This is a genomic window from Pseudomonas sp. MF06569 (assembly GCF_059862735.1).
The window spans coordinates 13,106-30,061 of sequence record NZ_JCBCUZ010000035.1 but is presented as its reverse complement, the minus strand read 5'-3'; the positions used below and the strand labels follow the sequence as shown (position 1 = coordinate 30,061).

The following is a 16,956-nucleotide window of genomic DNA, read 5'->3' as shown; positions in this document are numbered from 1 at the left end:
GCAACAGAACGGCATATGACGTGGCCGATCACGGTGTATTGGCTACGCTCCTTGGGCGATTCCCAGTCAAGGAGCCTGTCATGACCATCGGTATTTCCAGCAAAACCCTGAGCGACTACGACGCTCACCTGGCCTTCAACACGGCCACCGCATTTTTACGCACATCTGATCTGGCCAATTACCTGATTGATCAGCTTGAGCAGCAACATGTGAAGGTCAGCATTGAAGTCAGTACCGATCCGGCACTGGCCAATCGGGATGTGTCTAACAACGGCTCGATTGTCTGGAACCTGCACAGCAGCGAGTCCCCCAGCCCCAACCTGCCCGACGTGGCAGCCCTGCTGAATCGCATTCCCGCGCAGCAAAAGCCCTACATCACCAGCCAGTGGTGGCTGATGCATCTGCTCGCCCTCGCCTGCCAGCAATTGAACAGTCAGCTCAACTTCAGGGATGCGGATGCGACCTGGCCGTGGCTCGATGAAAAAGTGCTCAGCGCCAGCGATATCGAACAGGTGGTGGCACGGGAACTCAGCGACCTGCCATTACCCGACGAGCAAAACTGGAACCGCCTGCTGAACCGCGCATGACATGAAAAAGCCCGGCACATGCGCGCAAGGCTGTTCACTTAAGTGATTTCTGCCTCTGTGGGAGCGGGCTTGCTCGCGATGGTCGTTAACGATGACGCGTATTTACTGAGTAAATGCGGCGCTCTGAAGACCATCGCGAGCAAGCCCGCTCCCACACTTGAACAGCATTGCGCTCATGTGTCGGGCTTCGCGTGTTGCTTGAAGGGGGGGTCAGAATTGCGAGGCTTCAAACCCGTGGCGGCTGCTAGCGGTCATCACCGGTACGATGCTCGCCCAGTCCTTGGGCTCGATATAGCCCAGCATCTGCGGCTCACCGTGGGCGTCACTAGCCCGGATGAACAAGGTGGAGCCGTAGCCAAATGTGGTGCTCGTTGACAGGTGCATGTCCAAAAGCAGTTGGTCCATGCATTCGCTGTGGCTCACCAGAATCAGGTTCTGGCCCGCTACTTTGTGCTTGAGGGCATCACGCAACATGGTGCCCCGGCAGTTGAACAGCCAGTCCTGTGCCTCAACCGGGTGCACGAACATGGCGCTGGCGGTTTGCCGCGCACGGGTCAACAGGCTGCTGTAAATGTCAGCGTTCTTGAGCCCCAACTGATTGAAGTCTGCGCCAAGCGCCTGAACCGCAGCTTCACCGCGCACCGTCACACCGTCTGCCGGGCCCAGGCACTGCGCCGAGGAACGGTCGCAACGCTCGCCATGACGGACCACCGCAATCACATCACCCTTGGCCCAGCTATCGGTCAGCAACACCACATGATCGGCATGGCTAGGCTGTGCCAGATCAGGCGGGGCTGCAGGGGCCAGCAGCGTCAGCGTCAACGCAATAGCCATCACGCTCGCGACGATCACCACCAGCGCATTTTTATAACGAACCAGGCCACGGCGTAGCAGCGTACGGTTAATCCCGGTCAGATCAAGGCTCAACGTCACGGTACTTATACCCTCTGCGGCAGTCAGTGAAAGACACCGGCCTACCCTATCGCTCGAATATGACAACGGGTCGCATCGCGGCCCTGCTGTAAGAAATAGACTTGCACAACTCAGGCATCTATTAGCTGAACAGTAGGCTAAAAAAATGGAGGTCAGAGGCAGGTGAAACGAATGTGAAAAAAAGCGTAAAAGCGAAGATCAGGCACACGCGTCAAATGGATATGAGGTTATGTGAACTGGCGCAAAACAAAACGTTTCAGCTCTGACGAATGCAGCCGATACCTCTCCAACACAACACTCGGCTGGGTCAAAAAAAATAATTCCCTCCAGCGAACTTAGATCATGCGTGCAGCGTTCCTGGAGAACCTTATGAATAGATGGCTGAGCGATATCAGCGTCAACCTGAAACTGTCCCTGGGCTTTGGCCTGGTACTGGCCCTTACCTGCGTGATGGCCGTCTGTAACTGGATCAGCCTCGACAAGATGATTGATCGCAGTAACTGGATGAGCGACATCACGCGGCTCAATACGGCGTTTACCAACCTGCGGGTGGCGCGCCTGCAGTACATGCTCACCGATGGCGACGAAACCGCCGCACAGAATGTACAAGCCAGCATTGATGCGTTCTCTACCCAGCAAAAAGAGCTGATCAGCACCTTCCTGAGCCCGGAAAACCTCAAGCTGCTCAAAGAGCAACAAGAGATCATCGGCCGCTACGAGCGTGCGCTGGTCACGATGCGCAAGGCTTACGTTGAGTCCGCCGTGTCGCGAGCCAACATGGACCGCAACGCCGTACTGGCACAGGACGCCATCGCAACCCTGATCAAGCGCGCCCTGCAAATACCCGTCGGCGATGAAAGCCGTTTTGCCATGTTCCAGAACGTGTCCGAAGTACGTGAGCAGTTCCTGCTCTCGCGTTACCAGGTTCGGGCCTACATTGCTGCGCCCAACCCCACGACCGAAAAGGCCGCACGCCAGCAACTGGACACCGCCATCGCAAGCCTGGAACGCCTGAGCTCGCACTTTGGCGAAAATGCCGGCGACACCCTGCGCACCCTGGGTAAAACCATGGAGCAGTACCAGCAGGCGCTGGAGCTGTATGCCAGCACCGACAACACCATCATCGCCATGCGCAAAGACATGACCGAATACGGCGCCAGCGTCCTTGGCCTCAGCGATGAGCTGTACAAGATCCAGCTGGAACGTCGCGACATCGAAAGCGCCACGGCCAACAGCATGCAATTGATCACCACCTTGCTGGTCTTGCTGTTTGGCATCACGGCCGCCGTGATCATCACGCGTCAGATCACTGTGCCTCTGCGTGAAACCCTGGCCGTGGTAGACCGCATTGCCGGTGGCGATCTGAGCCACAACCTGCGCGTGACCCGCCGCGATGAGCTGGGCGTACTGCAACAAGGCATTGCACGCATGGGCACCACCCTGCGCGAGTTGATCAGCGGTATCCGTGACGGCGTCAGCCAGATCGCCAGCGCGGCCGAAGAGCTGTCTGCCGTGACCGAACAAACCAGCGCCGGGGTCAACAGCCAGAAGATCGAGACCGATCAGGTGGCCACCGCCATGCATGAAATGACCGCCACCGTGCAAGAAGTGGCGCGCAATGCCGAGCAAGCCTCCCAAGCGGCCGCAGCCGCCGACAACGAAGCTCGCGAAGGTGACACCGTGGTCAACCAGGCGATTGACCAGATCGAGCGCCTGGCCGTGGAAGTGGGTCGCTCGACCGAAGCCATGGCTGTACTGCAACAGGAAAGCGACAAGATCGGCAGCGTGATGGATGTGATCAAGGCCGTGGCCGAGCAGACCAATCTGCTGGCCCTCAACGCCGCCATCGAGGCTGCCCGCGCCGGTGATGCGGGTCGCGGTTTTGCCGTGGTTGCCGACGAAGTAAGGGGCCTGGCCCAGCGCACGCAAAAATCCACCGAAGAAATTCAAACCCTGGTGGCGGCCCTGCAAAGCGGCACGCAGCACGTGGCCACCGTCATGCACAACAGCCGCACCCTGACCGACAGCAGCGTGACCCTGACCCGTCAGGCGGGCACCTCACTGCAAGGCATCACCCGTACGGTGTCGAATATCCAGTCGATGAACCAGCAGATTGCCGCTGCTGCCGAACAGCAGAGCGCGGTCGCCGAAGAAATCAGCCGCAGCATCGTCAACGTGCGCGACGTCTCCGAGCAAACCGCAGCGGCCAGCGATGAGACGGCCAAGTCCAGCGTTGAACTGGCGCGTCTGGGCAATCAGTTGCAAGAGATGGTCAGCCACTTCAAGGTGTAATGACCCACTCGTGACACCGGAGGGGCCGCTTCAGCGGCCCCTTTCAAAGAACGGCGCCCGCCATCAACAGTGACTTGCCGGGAGACGTTACTCATCGTCCCCGGACATAGGCCCACGACGAAGTGCCGCACTACTTACGACTATAAACAACTAAGAAAAACCTTACCGACAAATGTAAACGTGCGCATAGTCGAACAATGAACGCCTCACCTAAAGTCTCGGGCCGAACTAATAACAGGCTCCAGACTCATGTCAATTCAAAAAAAATCCGCACTTAAAGTTACTCTTGCCATTGCAACGTTGTTTGCGATGTCCTCTTCGTTCGCTCAAGACTACACAGCCAGTTGCTCGACCGCCGGCTTCACCGGCACCGCCTATATAAATGCAGAAAGAGAAGGTCCGCGGGTCTACGTCACCAATACCGCCTATCAAATCAAAGCGCCTGCAGGGCATCAGAACGCTCATACCGCCAAGCTCAGCGTTTATGAAGTTGACGGCTATTTTAATAAACCAACGCCGTGGAAAAGTTATAGCAAGAACCTCAGGCAAGATAACCTGAAGCACGTGATGAAAATGCGAACCTACCTGTGGACACCTAGTTCAGTGACTCAATACGTCAAATTTGAATTTGATCGATCACAAAACAGCAAACCCACTTGCACTGCCAGCGTAAAAATCTTACTACCTGGCTAACAAAACCTTTTAATAGCCGCGAACTTGGTTCACGGCTATTAAACACACGGGCTTATATACACCGGCAACTTTCATTGCCAGAAACCCACTTCACCAGCGCACGGTACGCCTCAACGTGTCGTACGCATTTCGCTCATTCGTGCTGAACACGCGCCCGCTTGAGCAGTTTTTTGCTGCGCTCGGACAGGTGCAGCACCCGCAGATGCTTGCCCGCCTTGCGATAGCGCTCGCGCAAGGTGTCCAGTGCCGCGATGGCCGAGTAATCCATGAAGTTCAGGTGGCGACAATCCAGCGTCACCTGAGCCGGATCGTTGGCCGGGTCGAACTGCTTGAGAAAGGCCGTGGTCGAGGCAAAAAACAACGTGCCATGAACACGGTAAAGCTTGCTGCCGTCGCTTTGCAGATCCGCGTCGGCGTACAGCTGACGCGCCTGCTGCCAGGCAAAATTGAGCGCGGCGATAATCACCCCGCACAGCACCGCCACCGCCAGGTCGGTAAACACGGTAATCACCGTCACGGCGATGATCACCAGCACATCGTTGAGCGGCACCTTGTTCAGCACCCGCAACGAGGCCCAGGCAAAGGTCTGCTGCGAGACCACAAACATCACGCCCACCAGCGCCGCCAACGGGATACGCTCGATAAACGGCGACAGGAACAACACAAACAGCAAAATCATCAGTCCGGCAGTCACACCCGACAACCGGCCACGCCCGCCGGAGCTGAGGTTGACCACGGTTTGGCCGATCATGGCGCAACCGCCCATGCCACCAAACGCACCCGACACCATGTTTGCCGCGCCCAACGCCACGCACTCGCGGTCCGGGTAGCCACGGCTCTCGGTGATTTCGTCGGTCAGATTGAGGGTCAGCAGGGTTTCCAGCAAACCCACCACGGCCATCACGATTGCGTAAGGCGCGATGATGCTCAGGGTCTCAAGCGTCCATGGAATCTGCGGCAGGCTGAAGCTCGGCAAACCGCCAGCAATGTGCGCCATATCGCCCAGGGTGCGGGTCGGCAAGCCCAGAAAATAGACCGCCAGGCCCACGCCCAGAATGGCCACCAGGGCAGGCGGCGCGGCGCGGGTCAGGCGTGGCAGCAGATAGACAATGGCCATGGTCACGGCCACCAGTCCGATCATCATGTACAGCGCCATGCCACTGAGCCAGGTGCCGCCGTCCTTGAAGTGATCCAGTTGCGCCAGGGCAATCACGATCGCCAGGCCGTTGACGAAGCCCAGCATCACCGGATGGGGCACCATGCGCACCAGCTTGCCGAGCCTGAACAAACCGAACGCCAGCATGATCAGCCCGCTCAACAGCACGGTGGCCAACAGATACTGCACGCCGTGTTGCACCACCAGCGCGACGATCACCACCGCCATCGACCCGGCCGCACCGGACACCATGCCCGGTCGCCCGCCAAACAGCGCGGTGAGGGTGCAGATGATAAACGCGCCATACAAGCCCATCAGCGGGTTGAGGTGGGCAACCAGCGCGAACGCGATGCACTCGGGCAACAAGGCGAAGGACGTCGTGAGCCCGGCCAGGACATCAGCGCGCAGACGTGAGAGTTTCATGGCTTACCTAAAAGTCGGGACGGGAAAAACGGAAGGGATAATAAGTAAAGGATGGTAACAAATTGCAGGGGCTAAAAAGCAATTGTGGGAGCGGGCTTGCTCGCGATGGCCACACCTCGGTGAACCAGAATGACCGAGGTGTCTGCATCGCGAGCAAGCCCGCTCCCACTCTGTGCGTTGCGGGTTTACTTCACAACCATGCCCACACCACGACCACGCGGGTCGGACGCGGTTTCAAGCTGGGTACCGTTAACCCGGATCGCCTGGATATCGCCCATGTTCCAGCCCTGATCCTCAAGGGTGTAACCCATTGCCTTGAGCTCGTCAGCCACCTTGCCGGTGAGCGGTGCATAGGCGTCGAAGTAAATCGTGTCTTTGGGCAGCAACTGGTGATGCACGCGCTGTGCAGCCACGGCTTTCTCCAGTGGCAAGTCGTAGTCGTAAATATTGTTCAGCACCTGGAAAATCGAGGTGAAGATCCGCGAACCGCCCGGTGTGCCGAGTACCAGCGTGACTTCACCATCGCGTGTCACCAGGCTTGGGCTCATGGAAGACAGCATGCGCTTGCCCGGCTCGATGGCATTGGCATTGCCGCCCACCACACCAAAGGCGTTGGCCACGCCCGGCTTGGAGCTGAAGTCATCCATTTCGTCGTTCAGCAAAAAGCCCGCGCCTTTGACCACAACGCCGCTGCCGTAGTCCCAGTTCAGGGTGTAGGTATTGCTGACCGCATTACCCTGCTTGTCGACGATGGAGAAGTGCGTGGTCTGGTGCGGTTCAAGGCCCGGCTTGACCTTGGCAGTCTCGGAAATAGCCTTCGGATTGACCTCTTTCGCACGCTTGGCGATGTAGGCCGGGTCGGTCAGTTCAGCCACTGGCATCTTGCCGAAAGCCGGATCGCCGAGGTAGTCGGCACGGTCGGCAAACACGCGTTTTTCGATCTCGGCCAGCAGGTGGATATACGGCGCGGAGTTCAGCTCAACCCCTTTGAAGTCCGCTGCACGGTCTTCTTTGATGCCGATCAGTTGGGCCAGCGCGATACCGCCCGAGCTTGGCAGCGGCGCGGTGTACAGGGTGTTGCCGCGGAAATCGACGCGCATCGGTTCACGCCAGTTGACCTTGTATTCGTTCAGGTCTTCCTTGGTGATCAGGCCTTTGTCCTTCTGCATTTGCGCGACCAGCAGGTCAGCGGTCTTGCCATGATAGAACTCTTTGGCGCCCTGATCGGCGATGCGCTCCAGGGTCTCGGCCAGCTCAGGCTGCTTGAAGGTTTCGCCGGGCTTCATGCTGCCAAAGTAGTCACCGAAGTTGGTGGTGCCCTTGAACAGCGCCAGCGCATCTTCGCGGTACTGGTATTGCTGGTCGGCCACCTTGAAACCGTTTTTGGCGTAACCCACGGCCGGGGTCAGCAGTTCGGCCCACGGCAATTTACCGAAGCGCTGGTGCGCTTCCCACAAGCCCATCACCGTACCCGGCACGCCAGCGGCACGAGAACCGACCAGGCTCAGGTTCTCGATGATCTCGCCTTTGTCGTTGAGGTACATGTCGCGGGTGGCGGCTTTGGGCGCCGTCTCGCGATAGTCGAGGAAATAGGGTTTGCCATCGATGTACATCGTCATGAAACCGCCGCCGCCGATGTTACCGGCTTCGGGGTACGTCACGGCCAGGGTGAAGGCGGTTGCCACGGCAGCGTCGACCGCATTGCCGCCTTTTTTGAGAATCTGCGCGGCCACTTCGGCACCGTACTGGTCCGGTGCAGCGACAGCCCCGCCCTCCAGGGTAACGGCATAAGCCGAGGAACTGGCAGCGATGGCGGCCGTCAAGGCCAGGGTTTTGAACCACACAATGCGCATTCGGTACTTCCTTTTATTGTTATCAACTGTGGCCAAACCTTGTCTGATTTGGGCAACATTTTCAAACAACAAAAGTGAAAATGCGCAGTGACGCACAACCTCGAAGACAACGCCGTTCTGCGCCAAAAACAGGACTCGTAGCAGCTGCCGAAGGAACGAGGCTGCGTCCGGCTGCGCAGCAGTCGTAAACCCTACCACCCGGTGTTTCAGGAATACCGCGTTTGCAGGATTTGCGACGACTTCGTCGCCGAACGCAGCCTCGTTCCTTCGGCAGCTGCTACTGAGGGCGTTATGTGCGCGTTTCGGTGATCAGTGCATCCACCAGACCACGGGCAAGTTCGACGCCGTGAATCACGCACCACAACTGCTCGGCCTCAAAACCACTGAGGTGGGAGCGGATGTCGTCGGCAGTAAGTTCTGCGCCTTTGAGCAGCAACGAGGCATGTTTGAGCGCTTCCTGAACAGGTACGCCGGGGTTGATGGCAAACAGCGAAGTGCCCTGGTGGGCGCAGGTGAACAGCGGAGGGTCGGGAACAATCTTCTTCATCGCTTAATTCTCATAAAAAGCCTGGAAGAACTACCACTTACCCGCTGTCAATCGAAGAAGGTGGCAGCTGCGTGCGGGTTGACAGACCGAGGAGAACAAGCAAGACCCGGTGCACTCGAAAGTGCCCCACACGCAGCCGCCATAACACGTTGAGATGTATATGACGCAACGCTACTCGTTCTTCACGGTCTGTCAAAACCGGTCACTGAAATCAGCGACCCGGCGAGACTATCCACCCGTGTGCAGCGCCACAAGACGGTCAGGATTCTCTAGGAATCGTCCCTCAATAGAAAGCGACGCAGCAGGTGCAGACGTTGCTTTATGTGTAGGAACCTCACTCAAGCCCTGTGGGCTTGTCGCAGATCGCGTAGCTGGCGAGCTTGGCCTGGATAAAGTCCAGAAAGCACTGAATGCGCAGCGCCAGTTGTGAGTTGCGGTAGTACACGGCGTTGATCGGTTGACGGTAGCCGCTGTTGAACTCGCCCAGCACGACGTGCAAGCGCCCGTGGGTAATGTCTTCATGGGTCATGAAGTGCGAAAGGCACGCAATGCCCTGCCCTTGCAGCGCCAGATGGCGCACGGTTTCGCCGCTGGACGCGCTGATGGCCGGCTGGATGGGCCAGCGATCACCCTGTGCATAACGTAGCGGCCACTGATTGAGGCCATCGTTTTGGGTAAAGCCGATCAGGGTGTGGTTGGCCAGGTCCGCCACGCGGGTGGGGACGCCGTGACGGGCAAGGTAGTCGGGGCTGGCCAGGATGTTCAGCGGGCTGCACCCCAGAGAACGGGCGTGCAAGGTGGAGTCGGCCAGGGTGCCGATACGAATGGCGATGTCGGTGCTTTGCTCCAGCAAGTCGATGATCAGGTCGTTGCTGTTGAGTTCGAGCTGGATGTCGGGGTACAGCGCACGGAATTCGGGGATAAACGGCACGATGGCGTGCAGCACAAAAGGCGCGGCTGCATTGATGCGCAACCGTCCCGAGGGCGTGCGCTGGTGCGAGATGAGGCGCTCTTCCAGCTCGTCCATCTGCTCAAGGATCAGCTTGGCCCGCTCGAAGAAAAACTTGCCCTCCTCGGTCAGGTCCATGCGCCGCGTGGTGCGGTTGATCAGCGTGGTGCCGAGCTTGGCTTCCAGCCTTGAAAGCGTGCGGCTGACGGCGGACGGCGTTTGCCCGGCTTGCTCGGCAGCGGCAGAAATCGAGCCGCACTCGATGACCGAGACAAAAATTTGCAGCTCATCGGATCTGGCTTTCACGCGGGCGACCTTATCTACGTGTGGGAGCGGGCTTGCTCGCGATGGTATCACCGCGGTTCGTCTGAACAACCGCGTCGCCTGCATCGCGAGCAAGCCTGCTCCCACCCTGGCGTCGTTATGCCTTGAGACCGAACACCTCGCTCAGGTGCTGTTCATAACGCGCGGCGTCGATTTCGGGTTGCGGACGCTTCATCACGTCGACACACAAGAAGGTCGGCAGGCCGGTCATGCCCAGGAATTCATTGGCTTTATGGAACGGGAAGTACACCGCGTCCACGCCTTTGCCTTCGAAAAAGTCCGCCGGATCATCGAACGCTTGCTGCGGGGCGTTCCAGGTCAGGGACAACATGTATTGTTTGCCGTGAATCAGGCCGCCGCTGCCGTAACGCTGAGAAGCGTCGGAACGGGTACGACCGTCACTGGCGTAGAGCTTGCCGTGGCCTTGGGTAAACACTTCATCGATGTACTTCTTGACGATCCAGGGCGCACCCATCCACCAGCCCGGCATTTGATAGATGATCACGTCAGCCCACAGGTATTTTTCAACCTCTTCGGCGATGTCGTAGCCTTCGTCGATGTGGGTCACTTTGACTTCAAAGCCCTGGCGATCAAAAAACGCCAGCGCGGTGTCGTGCAGGGTCAGGTTGTAGCGACCATCGGAGTGGGCAAATTTTTTGGCGCCGTTAAGCAAGAGTATTTTTTTCATCATCAGCCTCCAGGGGGGTAAACCCTCAGCGCTGTTGAGCGACAGGGGGGTTAAAAATCATGTCGGCAGAATATCGATGCGCTTGCTCAAGAAAAACCCGTGGTGGGTCAAATCACCTTTGCTGTTAATGCACGAATGAATACTCAATTGTTGACCAGCAAGTGCGCACCCAACAGCGCCATGCCTATAAAGAACACCCGTTTGAACAGCGTGGCGCTGATGCGCTGGCGCAACCACTGCCCCAGCCACATGCCGAGCATGGCGGGCACCAGCGCCAGCAATGAGGCATTGAGCTCACCGCCGCCCAGATTGCCGCGCCAGTAAAGCCCGGCGGCAAGGGCCAATGTGGAGACGCTGAAGGACAATCCCAAGGCCTGAACCAATTGGTTTTTGCTTAAGCCCAGCGCCTGCAGATAGGGCACGGCGGGAATCACAAACACGCCGGTGGCCGATGTAATCACCCCGGTGATCACGCCGCATATCGGGCCCAGCCAGCGCTCGCGCTGCGGGGCGACGCGCAGGGTGGGCAGCCACAGTCCGCTGAGGGCGTAGAACAGCAAGGCCGCCCCCAGCGCCCGTACCACCCACGTGCCGCCGTCGATACTTAGCCAGAGCATGCCAACCCCCGTGCCGATAAAGATGCCCAACTGCATAGGCCACAGGCGTTTTATCAGCGTACGCAACTGCCCGCCGGCAGCCAGTTGCCAGGCGTTGGTGACAATGGAGGGAATGATCAGCAACGCCGCAGCCTGCGCTGGAGCAATAGCCAGCCCGAGCATGCCCATCGCCACCGTTGGCAAGCCAAGACCGATGACGCCCTTGACGGTGCCCGCCAGCAAAAAGGTCATCATCACCAGCAGTGACAAGGCCAGGCCGAGGTGTTGGTAGAACTCGATCAGTGTTTTCATGGGTGTATGCTGGGCCACGGCGACGGCGTTGAAAATTCACCATAGATGAAGCCTGCCTCTTGCGCAGCAATAGACTAAACACACGCATCTGGGTGGGAGCGGGCTTGCTCGCGATGCTATCGCCGCGCAGTATCTGCCAAATCATGGCGCTGCCATCGCGAGCAAGCCCGCTCCCACAGGGAGGGCAAGGACCGTTCATGCACTTCGATCTGGTTGATCTGCGCCTGTACTTGAATGTGGTGCAGGCGGGCAACATTACGGCGGGCGCCAGCCTCAGTCATTTGTCTCTGCCTGCGGCCAGTGCGCGGATCAGGGCGATGGAGGCGTCGTTGGGCGTGGCGTTTCTACTCCGCTCTCGCCGTGGGGTCAGCCCGACCCCGGCCGGGCAAGCGCTCGCGCACCATGCACGGCTGTTACTGCAGCACGTCGAGCGCATGAACCATGACCTGGCTGAGTACGCCCTGGGCTTCAAGGGCCGGATACGCCTGCTGTGCAACACCTCAGCCCTCACCGAATACCTGCCCGAACTGCTCGCCGATTTCGTGCGCCAGCACCCCAACATCAGCGTCGACCAGCAAGAACTCACCAGCCTGCGCATCACCCATGCATTGCGCCAGGACGCAGCCGATATTGGCGTCATCTCCAATGCCGTCGACACCCGCGACCTGCAAACCCGCCCCTTTCGCGATGACCCGCTGGTACTGGTGGTACCCCTCGGCCATCCTCTGGCCAACAGGCCTGATCTCTCCTTCAGCGACACCCTGAGCCATGACTATGTAGGGTTGTCGGCCAGCAGCGCGTTGGCGGTGTACCTGGAAGAGCAGGCGCTGCACGTGGGCGTTCGCATGCAGGTGCGGATTCGCGCCGAAGGTTTCGACGGGGTGTTGCGCATGGTCGCCCGCGGTGCCGGGCTGGGTGTCGTACCCAAGGCGACGATTGAGCGCTGGCAGGCGCCGCGCACCTTCAAGGTGGTGAACCTCTGCGAGCCGTGGGCGGATCGCAAACTGCTGCTGTGCGCACGCTCGTTTGAGCAGTTGCCTGCCTATGCAGTGGCCTTGCTGGAGGCGTTGAGCCTGTAGGAAGAGTCGCTGTTTGGTGCTCTCCTGTATGCCTTCGTTTTTACCAAGAGTAATATCCGGGGCTTGCGACACCCTAGGCACCTTTGGCCGCGGGTATTTTTATCAAGTTTTTGAGAATAACAACTCACAGGGCACCCGATGGCTGACGCTAACTCCCCCCCGGTCACACTCAAACGCGGTTTGAAAAATCGCCATATCCAGCTGATTGCCCTGGGCGGCGCGATCGGTACGGGCCTGTTTCTGGGTTCGGCGGGCGTGCTCAAGTCGGCCGGACCGTCGATGATTCTTGGCTATGCGATCGCCGGTTTCATTGCGTTCCTGATCATGCGCCAGCTGGGCGAAATGATCGTCGAAGAACCGGTTGCCGGCTCCTTCAGCCACTTTGCCCACAAGTATTGGGGCGGCTACGCGGGGTTTCTGTCGGGCTGGAACTATTGGGTACTGTACGTGCTGGTCGGCATGGCCGAGTTGACGGCGGTGGGCAAGTACATTCAGTTCTGGTGGCCCGAGGTCCCGACCTGGGTCAGCGCCGTGGTGTTCTTTGTGCTGGTCAACCTGATCAATACGCTGAACGTCAAAGTGTTCGGTGAAATGGAGTTCTGGTTCGCCATTATCAAGGTGGTGGCGATTGTCGGCATGATCGTACTGGGTTGCTACCTGCTGTTCAGCGGCACCGGCGGCCCACAGGCGTCGATCAGCAACCTGTGGAGCCACGGCGGGTTCTTCCCCAATGGCGGCATGGGCTTGCTCATGGCGATGGCCTTTATCATGTTTTCCTTTGGTGGCCTGGAGTTGGTGGGCATCACGGCGGCTGAAGCCAGCGAGCCGAAAAAAGTGATCCCCAAGGCCATCAACCAGGTGGTGTACCGGATCCTGATTTTCTACGTGGGCGCACTGACCGTGCTGCTGGCGCTGTATCCGTGGGACCAGTTGCTGGTCACGCTCGGCGCCGGTGGGGATGCCTACGGCAGCAGCCCGTTTGTGCAGATTTTTGCCTTGATCGGCAGCGACACCGCCGCGCAGATCCTCAACTTTGTGGTGCTGACCGCCGCGCTGTCGGTCTACAACAGCGGTGTGTACTGCAACAGCCGCATGCTGTTCGGCCTGGCCGAGCAGGGTGACGCGCCCAAGGCGCTGATGAAACTGACCAAAAATGGCGTGCCCTTGCGCGCGCTGGGCGTGTCGGCGCTGGTGACGTTGCTGTGCGTGGTGGTCAACTATGTGGCCCCGCATAAAGCGCTGGAGTTGCTGTTTGCGCTGGTGGTTGCCTCGTTGATGATCAACTGGGCGCTGATCAGCCTCACCCATATCAAGTTCCGCAAGGCGATGGCCGTTGAGGGCGTGACGCCTTCGTTCAAGGCGTTCTGGTTCCCGTTCAGCAACATCCTGTGCCTGGTGTTTATGGCTGTGATCGTCTCCGTCATCTGGATGATCCCCGACGTTCGCGCTTCGGTGTATGCAATCCCTGTATGGCTGTTGATCATTTACGGGTTCTACCGTTTACGCCTGAGCAAGGGCCAGGCGCTGGCGAACACCCGCTAAGCCTTCAGCCGTTACACAAAAGCCCCGCGCACTCACTCAGTGCCGGGGCTTTTGCGTATCTGGGTGTCGGAATCAGGCATCTGTCAGTGCGCCACCACGGTTAGGGTGAGGTTCGATAACCCATCACCGGAGGTCTTATGTCTGCGCCAATCACCGTGCTTCGCGACACCCATCCCCTGCCCGTGCTCGATGCATGCAAATGGGAAAAACTCGAGGGCGACCCGCATACCGTCAACCTCAACGCCTACACCAGCGAAGACGGCAGCAAGATCATGGGGACGTGGATCTGCACGCCCGGCAAGTGGTACGTGGAGTATGTGAAGTGGGAATACTGCGATTTCCGTGAGGGCTATTGCATCATCACCCCGGAAGGCAAAGAACCGATCCATCTGCGGGCCGGGGATATCTTTGTGGTGGAGCCGGGCATGAAAGGCACGTGGGAAGTGGTGGAAACCGTGCGCAAGTACTTCGTTTTTGCGTGATTGAAAGCATGCAAAAAAACCGGGAATCCGCCCGACGCGGATTCCCGGAAAAGCCCTATTCGGGCTTGCGATAGCTATTGATGATGGCCGAGAAGTCTTTGCCGCCTTCGCCGCGCAGACTCATGGCCTGATACAACTGTTGCGCCACAGCCCCCATCACCACAGGTTGATGGGCCTGGCGTGCAGCCTCGGTGGCCAGCCCCAGGTCCTTGAGCATCAGCTCGGCGCCAAAGCCGCCGGTATAGCCCCGCGATGCCGGGGCCGTTTCAACGATGCCCGGCCACGGGTTGTACACCTCCGAACTCCAGCAGCGCCCGGTGGAGCTGTTGATAACACCCGCAAGCACTTCGCTGTCGATGCCCAGCGCGGCACCCAGTGCCATGGCTTCGCTGACGCCGACCATGGAAATCCCGAGCAGCAGGTTGTTGCAGATTTTAGCCACCTGGCCGGTGCCCACATCCCCGCAATGGACGATGTTGCGACCCATTTGAGCGAGTACCGGGTGCAAGGTGTCGAACAATGCCGGTGAGGCGCCGACCATAAAGGTCAGGGTCCCCGCCTGCGCGCCGCCCGTGCCGCCGGATACCGGTGCATCGGCCATTTGCACGCCCTGTTTGGCCGCAGCGGCGGCCACTTCACGGGCGGTTTGCGGGTCGATGGTGCTGCAATCCACTGCGGGCACCCCGGCACCGATCCCGGCCAACACCCCGTCTTCACCCAGCCATACGCTGCGTACATGGGCGGCCGCCGGGAGCATGGTAATCACCAGCCCGGTGCCTTGGGCGGCTTCCCGTGGTGAGGCGCTGACATGGCCGCCAAGGGCTGCCAGTTCGGCCAGGATGTCTTTGTTCAAGTCAAACAGGTTCAACGAGTGCCCGGCCTTGAGCAGATTGCGCGCCATTGGTGCGCCCATGTTGCCCAGGCCAATAAATGCGATGTTCATGGTGTGTGCCCTCAACGAAGATGGATGGTGGTGTTGACGCCATCATTCACGCTTTCATCGTCGAACCAGCGACTGGTGACGGTCTTGGTTTGAGTATAGAACTGCACAACTTGCTTTCCGTACGGCCCCAGATCACCGAGTTTCGAACCACGGGAGCCGGTGAAGCTGAAGAACGGAACCGGCACTGGAATCGGGATGTTGATACCGACCTGGCCGACATCGATTTCAGTCTGGAACTTGCGTGCCGCAGCGCCGCTTTGGGTGAACAGGCCGGTGCCATTGCCAAACGGGTTGGCATTGACCAGTGCGATGGCCTGATCGAGGGTGTCGACTTCAATCACCACCAACACCGGGCCAAAGATTTCCTGGGTGTAGATTTGCATGTCGGTGGTGACGCCCGAAAACAGGGTCGGGCCGATAAAGTTGCCTTGTTCGAAACCCGGAACCTTGACATTGCGCCCGTCCAGTTCCAGCACCGCGCCTTCTTTGATACCGCTTTCAATCAGCCCCAGTACGCGCTCTTTCGCACGTTTGGAGATCACCGGCCCCACATCGGTGCCCGCCTCACTGCCTGCGTTGACCTTGAGCTGTTGCGCCAGCGCCTTGAGGTCTGGCAGCCATTGTTTGGCGGCGCCCACCAGCACCACCACCGAGGTGGCCATACAACGCTGGCCGGCAGCGCCAAAGCCTGCACCAACCAGTGCGTTGAGGGTTTGTTGACGGTTGGCGTCGGGCAGTACCACAGCGTGGTTTTTGGCGCCCATCATCGATTGCACGCGTTTGCCGTGACGGCCCGCCAGGTCATAGACATGGGTGCCGACGGCGGTCGAACCGACAAACGATACCGCTTTGATATCGGTGTGGGTGCAGAGCGCGTCCACGACGTCCTTGCCGCCGTGTACGACGTTGAGCACGCCCGGCGGAACACCGGCTTCGATGGCCAGCTCGACCAGCATCAGGGTCGACAGCGGATCTTGCTCGGACGGCTTGAGTACGAAGGTGTTCCCGCAGGCGATGGCCATCGGGAACATCCACAGAGGAATCATGGCCGGGAAGTTGAAGGGTGTAATGCCTGCGCAGACGCCGATAGGCTGACGCAAGGTGTAGGTGTCTACCCCGCCTGCAACGTTTTCGGCGAATTCACCCATTTGCAAAGTGCCGATGGAGCACGCGTGCTCGACCACTTCCAGACCACGGAAAATATCGCCCTCGGCGTCGGCAATGGTTTTGCCTTGTTCAGCACTCAGGACGGTGGCAATACGTTTGGAGTGTTCGCGGATCAGCGCTTGCAGCTTGAGCATGATGCGCATGCGCGCACCGATAGGCGTCAGCTTCCATGTCTGGAAGGCGCGTTGAGCGGCGGCGATGGCGGCATTGACTTCATCGGCGGTAGCGAACGGCACTTTGGCCAGCACTTGCTGGGTAGCCGGGTTGACGATGTCGTGCCACTCGGTGGTCTGCGACTCGACCCATTCGCCGTCGATCAGCAAGCGTGCGTTTTGATACGGGGTGTTAGAAACGCTCATGGAAGTCTCCGGAATTATTCTTGTGAGTACG

Annotated in this window: 15 protein-coding genes and 1 pseudogene; 7 read left to right on the top strand and 9 right to left on the bottom strand. The window is 59.1% G+C overall.

Going from position 1 to position 16,956, the window contains the following annotated elements:
* Positions 1 to 80: 80 nt before the first annotated feature.
* On the top strand, positions 81 to 587 hold the full coding sequence (locus tag AC19YQ_RS22465) for a hypothetical protein (protein WP_500595984.1): 507 nt from the start codon (positions 81 to 83) through the stop codon (positions 585 to 587).
* Between the two features lie 210 nt (positions 588 to 797).
* Here the strand turns inward: AC19YQ_RS22465 and pmrG are convergent, their stop codons facing one another.
* Complete coding sequence (pmrG, locus tag AC19YQ_RS22460; RefSeq protein ID WP_339476674.1) at positions 798 to 1,520, bottom strand: lipopolysaccharide core heptose(II)-phosphate phosphatase PmrG; 723 nt, start codon at positions 1,518 to 1,520, stop codon at positions 798 to 800.
* A gap of 342 nt (positions 1,521 to 1,862) precedes the next feature.
* Between pmrG and AC19YQ_RS22455 the strand changes: the two are divergent.
* The 3 genes and pseudogenes from AC19YQ_RS22455 to AC19YQ_RS22445 all read left to right on the top strand — a co-directional run.
* Positions 1,863 to 2,909, top strand: a pseudogene (locus AC19YQ_RS22455) (methyl-accepting chemotaxis protein); the annotation flags it as partial.
* Positions 2,910 to 2,948: 39 nt separating this feature from the next.
* Positions 2,949 to 3,812: a methyl-accepting chemotaxis protein gene (locus AC19YQ_RS22450; protein WP_374105713.1), complete on the top strand. Its 864-nt coding sequence runs from the start codon at positions 2,949 to 2,951 to the stop codon at positions 3,810 to 3,812.
* A 249-nt stretch (positions 3,813 to 4,061) separates the two neighbouring features.
* Positions 4,062 to 4,505, top strand: coding sequence for a hypothetical protein (locus AC19YQ_RS22445; protein WP_500595983.1), 444 nt, complete (start codon positions 4,062 to 4,064; stop codon positions 4,503 to 4,505).
* A gap of 133 nt (positions 4,506 to 4,638) precedes the next feature.
* On the opposite strand, the gene AC19YQ_RS22440 is transcribed toward AC19YQ_RS22445, so the two are convergent.
* The 6 genes from AC19YQ_RS22440 to AC19YQ_RS22415 form a co-directional block, all read right to left on the bottom strand.
* Positions 4,639 to 6,084: a SulP family inorganic anion transporter gene (locus AC19YQ_RS22440; protein ID WP_500595982.1), complete on the bottom strand. Its 1,446-nt coding sequence runs from the start codon at positions 6,082 to 6,084 to the stop codon at positions 4,639 to 4,641.
* Positions 6,085 to 6,269: 185 nt separating this feature from the next.
* On the bottom strand, positions 6,270 to 7,937 hold the full coding sequence (gene ggt, locus AC19YQ_RS22435; protein ID WP_219262365.1) for a gamma-glutamyltransferase: 1,668 nt from the start codon (positions 7,935 to 7,937) through the stop codon (positions 6,270 to 6,272).
* Positions 7,938 to 8,226: 289 nt separating this feature from the next.
* Positions 8,227 to 8,484 carry a DUF3077 domain-containing protein gene (locus tag AC19YQ_RS22430; protein WP_500595981.1) on the bottom strand — a complete coding sequence of 86 codons (258 nt, stop codon included), beginning with the start codon at positions 8,482 to 8,484 and terminating at the stop codon, positions 8,227 to 8,229.
* 334 nt (positions 8,485 to 8,818) lie between these two features.
* On the bottom strand, positions 8,819 to 9,739 hold the full coding sequence (locus AC19YQ_RS22425; RefSeq protein ID WP_339476684.1) for a LysR substrate-binding domain-containing protein: 921 nt from the start codon (positions 9,737 to 9,739) through the stop codon (positions 8,819 to 8,821).
* 115 nt (positions 9,740 to 9,854) lie between these two features.
* The gene (mdaB, locus tag AC19YQ_RS22420) at positions 9,855 to 10,445 is read right to left on the bottom strand and encodes an NADPH:quinone oxidoreductase MdaB (protein WP_339476687.1); all 591 of its coding nucleotides are present in this window, start codon (positions 10,443 to 10,445) and stop codon (positions 9,855 to 9,857) included.
* A 143-nt stretch (positions 10,446 to 10,588) separates the two neighbouring features.
* On the bottom strand, positions 10,589 to 11,353 hold the full coding sequence (locus AC19YQ_RS22415; protein WP_500595980.1) for a sulfite exporter TauE/SafE family protein: 765 nt from the start codon (positions 11,351 to 11,353) through the stop codon (positions 10,589 to 10,591).
* Positions 11,354 to 11,550: 197 nt separating this feature from the next.
* Between AC19YQ_RS22415 and AC19YQ_RS22410 the strand changes: the two genes are divergently transcribed.
* The 3 genes from AC19YQ_RS22410 (at position 11,551) to AC19YQ_RS22400 (ending at position 14,456) form a co-directional block, all read left to right on the top strand.
* Positions 11,551 to 12,432 carry a LysR family transcriptional regulator gene (locus tag AC19YQ_RS22410; RefSeq protein WP_500595979.1) on the top strand — a complete coding sequence of 294 codons (882 nt, stop codon included), beginning with the start codon at positions 11,551 to 11,553 and terminating at the stop codon, positions 12,430 to 12,432.
* A gap of 138 nt (positions 12,433 to 12,570) precedes the next feature.
* Positions 12,571 to 13,974 carry an amino acid permease gene (locus AC19YQ_RS22405; protein WP_133078814.1) on the top strand — a complete coding sequence of 468 codons (1,404 nt, stop codon included), beginning with the start codon at positions 12,571 to 12,573 and terminating at the stop codon, positions 13,972 to 13,974.
* A gap of 137 nt (positions 13,975 to 14,111) precedes the next feature.
* On the top strand, positions 14,112 to 14,456 hold the full coding sequence (locus tag AC19YQ_RS22400; RefSeq protein WP_016783536.1) for a cupin domain-containing protein: 345 nt from the start codon (positions 14,112 to 14,114) through the stop codon (positions 14,454 to 14,456).
* 55 nt (positions 14,457 to 14,511) lie between these two features.
* Here AC19YQ_RS22400 and mmsB read toward each other — a convergent pair whose 3' ends face one another.
* Positions 14,512 to 15,399, bottom strand: a complete 888-nt coding sequence (gene mmsB, locus AC19YQ_RS22395) for a 3-hydroxyisobutyrate dehydrogenase (protein WP_133078813.1) — start codon at positions 15,397 to 15,399, stop codon at positions 14,512 to 14,514.
* Positions 15,400 to 15,410: 11 nt separating this feature from the next.
* The gene (locus AC19YQ_RS22390; RefSeq protein WP_133078812.1) at positions 15,411 to 16,925 is read right to left on the bottom strand and encodes a CoA-acylating methylmalonate-semialdehyde dehydrogenase; all 1,515 of its coding nucleotides are present in this window, start codon (positions 16,923 to 16,925) and stop codon (positions 15,411 to 15,413) included.
* Positions 16,926 to 16,956 lie beyond the last annotated feature (31 nt).